Genomic DNA, 2,429 nt, shown 5'->3' on the forward strand with positions numbered 1-2,429 from the left:
GGCAGGGCTCACCGCCGCACCTGCCGCCGGGCTGCGCGTGCCGGCCGAAGAGGTCGCGGGGACCACCGCCGCCACGGCTGCCGGTGCTCCGGGCGGTGCCGGCTACGCCGCACCTCCCGCCCCCGCTGCGCCGGACCGCCCGTCGGGGGAGCTCTCCACGGGGACGGCCCCCAGCTCGCCCGCCACCTCCGTCCTGAGCGCACCCGACGCCACCGCCGCGCGAGCAGCAGGCGCCAGCGCCCCCGGAGCAGCGGGCGCCGGCGGCACGAGCACCGGCCCCGGCACCGCCGCCGGCACGGTCGCCGGCACCGCGTCCACCACCTCCGGCGCTGGTACCGCAGAGAGCACCCTGACCACCACCCCGGCGGCCGAGGCCCCCGCAGCGGCGCCGCCCACCGGCACGCCCACCGGGCCCGCTCCCGTCGGACAGCCGTCAGCCGGGGACAGCCCGGCCCCCACCGACGACGGCACGCGCGAGCGCACCGGCTCCCAGCCGGCGCACCGGGTCCCGAGCCGCCCCACCCCGGTCGCCGCCGCGGGTTCGGCTGCCGCAGCAGGTGCCGCCGCGGCAGCCGGTGGCCTGGCAGGCGCAGCAGGCGCGCTCGCGGGCACCCCAGGCGGAGGAGTCCCCGGTACCGCAGGCGCACCAGCCTCAGGCACCTCAGGCGCACCCACGGCCGGCACCGCTGCCGCCGCCCCCGCACCCGCCCAGGTCGCCGCCCGCGCCCCCGGCGGCCCTCCCGCGGGGTACGTCTCCCGCGCCCCCGTGCAGGAGCCCGACGAGGACGACGGCTGGGACCTGCTCCCCGTCGGCGACCAGTCCTGGGACGAGGACGGCTGGGACGCCGCGGGCACGTGGACCGAGGACCAGCAGCCCTGGGACGACCAGCCCTGGGAGGACGCCCAGGACCGCGGGCGCGCCGGCACCGCGGTGGCCGGCGCCGCGGCGGACGCGGACGTGCTGCCCCTGCCGCCCAAGGAGGCCCGTCGCCGCGGCGTCGCCGGCGCGGGCACCGGGGTGGCCGTCGTGCTCGTCATGGGCGCGTTCGTCGGCGGCGGCCTGGTCTGGGCGCTCGACCGGTTCCGCGACGACGACCCCGCCACCGCCGCGCCCGCGGTCACCGAGTCGGCCGCCCCGGCCCCCGTGCCGTCCGCCCCTGCCGCGCCGCCCGTCGTCGACGCCCCCACGCTTATCAGCCCCGCGGGGGTCCAGGCGCTGGACCCGCAGGGCGACGGCGGGGAGAACGACCAGGACGCGCCGCGCGCGGTCGACGGGGACCCCGCGTCGTCGTGGCAGACCCAGCGGTACGAGTCCCAGGACTTCGGCGGGCTCAAGACCGGCCTCGGACTGGCCTTCGACCTGGGGGCGCCCGCGGACATCCAGTCCGTCGTCATCGACGCACCCGGGGACGGCGGCACCTACGAGGTGCGGGCGGGGACCGGTCCGGCGTTCGACGGCTCCACCGTCATCGCGACCGGGACGACCGGCGAGGCGCCCAGCACCCTGGCCCCCACGGCGCCCGTGACCACGCAGTTCGTCATCGTGTGGTTCACCGGCCTGGCCGAGGTCGAGGGCGACTGGCGAGGCGTGGTCAACGAGGTGCAGGTGCAGGTGCCGTGAGCGCGGGACCCAGCGACGCCGGGCTGCTCGACGCCCACCTGGCCGGTGACCCCGACGCCTTCGGCGAGCTGGTCCGCCGCCACCGCGACGTCCTCTGGGCGGTGGCGCTGCGCACGACCGGCAACCCCTCCGACGCCGAGGACGCCCTGCAGGAGGCGCTGGTGTCGGCGCTGAGGTCCGTCGAGCGGTTCGAGCGGCGCTCCGCCGTCCGGACCTGGCTGTACCGGATCGTCGTCAACGCCTCGCTCGACCGGCTCCGGCGCAACGCCGCCCGGCCTGCCGGCAGCCTCGAGGGCGTCGACGTGCCGAGCGGTGTCGACGAGGCCGACCGCACGACGACCCGCATGGACGTGCTGCAGGCCCTGCAGACCCTGAGCCCCGGGCAGCGCGCCGCCGTGGTGCTCGTCCACATCGAGGGGATGTCGGTCGCGGAGGCCGCCGACGTGCTCCAGCTGCCCGAGGGCACCGTCAAGTCCCGCTGCTCCCGGGCCCGCGCCCAGCTGGCGCAGGTCCTGGCGCCCGGGAACCCTGCGGCGGGCCCGCGCGTCGGAGAGGGCGACGCCCCGGCGACCGCCGCCGCGCGTCCCGACGACGTCACGACCGGAAGGGCGGGTGAGACCCGATGACCGACGACCACGACTGGGTGGCCCGGCTCCTCGCCGACGCCGGCCCCGTGCAGATGCCCGACGACGCCGCCGCCCGCCTGGACCGGGCGCTGCGGCAGGCCGCCGCGGGCGCGTCTCCCGACGGCACCGCTGCCCCTGCTGGTGCGGCCGCTGACGGGACCGCCGCCGCCGCGGGCGGGACC

At 79.2% G+C, this 2,429-nt stretch carries 3 protein-coding genes; all 3 read left to right on the plus strand.

Annotated elements, in window-relative coordinates; all coding sequences use genetic code 11:
* Positions 1 to 1,621, plus strand: a 1,621-nt coding sequence (locus WCS02_RS19690; protein ID WP_340295977.1) for a hypothetical protein, incomplete at its 5' end; no start/stop codon positions are given.
* A complete protein-coding gene (sigM, locus tag WCS02_RS19695) occupies positions 1,618 to 2,247 on the plus strand; it encodes an RNA polymerase sigma factor SigM (protein ID WP_340295978.1) in 630 nt (209 codons plus the stop codon). The genes WCS02_RS19690 and sigM, both read left to right, overlap by 4 nt.
* A partial coding sequence (locus tag WCS02_RS19700; RefSeq protein ID WP_340295979.1) for a hypothetical protein occupies positions 2,244 to 2,429 on the plus strand: 186 nt, incomplete at its 3' end. The genes sigM and WCS02_RS19700, both read left to right, overlap by 4 nt.

It is taken from the genome of Aquipuribacter hungaricus (assembly GCF_037860755.1).
Lineage (GTDB): Bacteria > Actinomycetota > Actinomycetes > Actinomycetales > JBBAYJ01 > Aquipuribacter > Aquipuribacter hungaricus.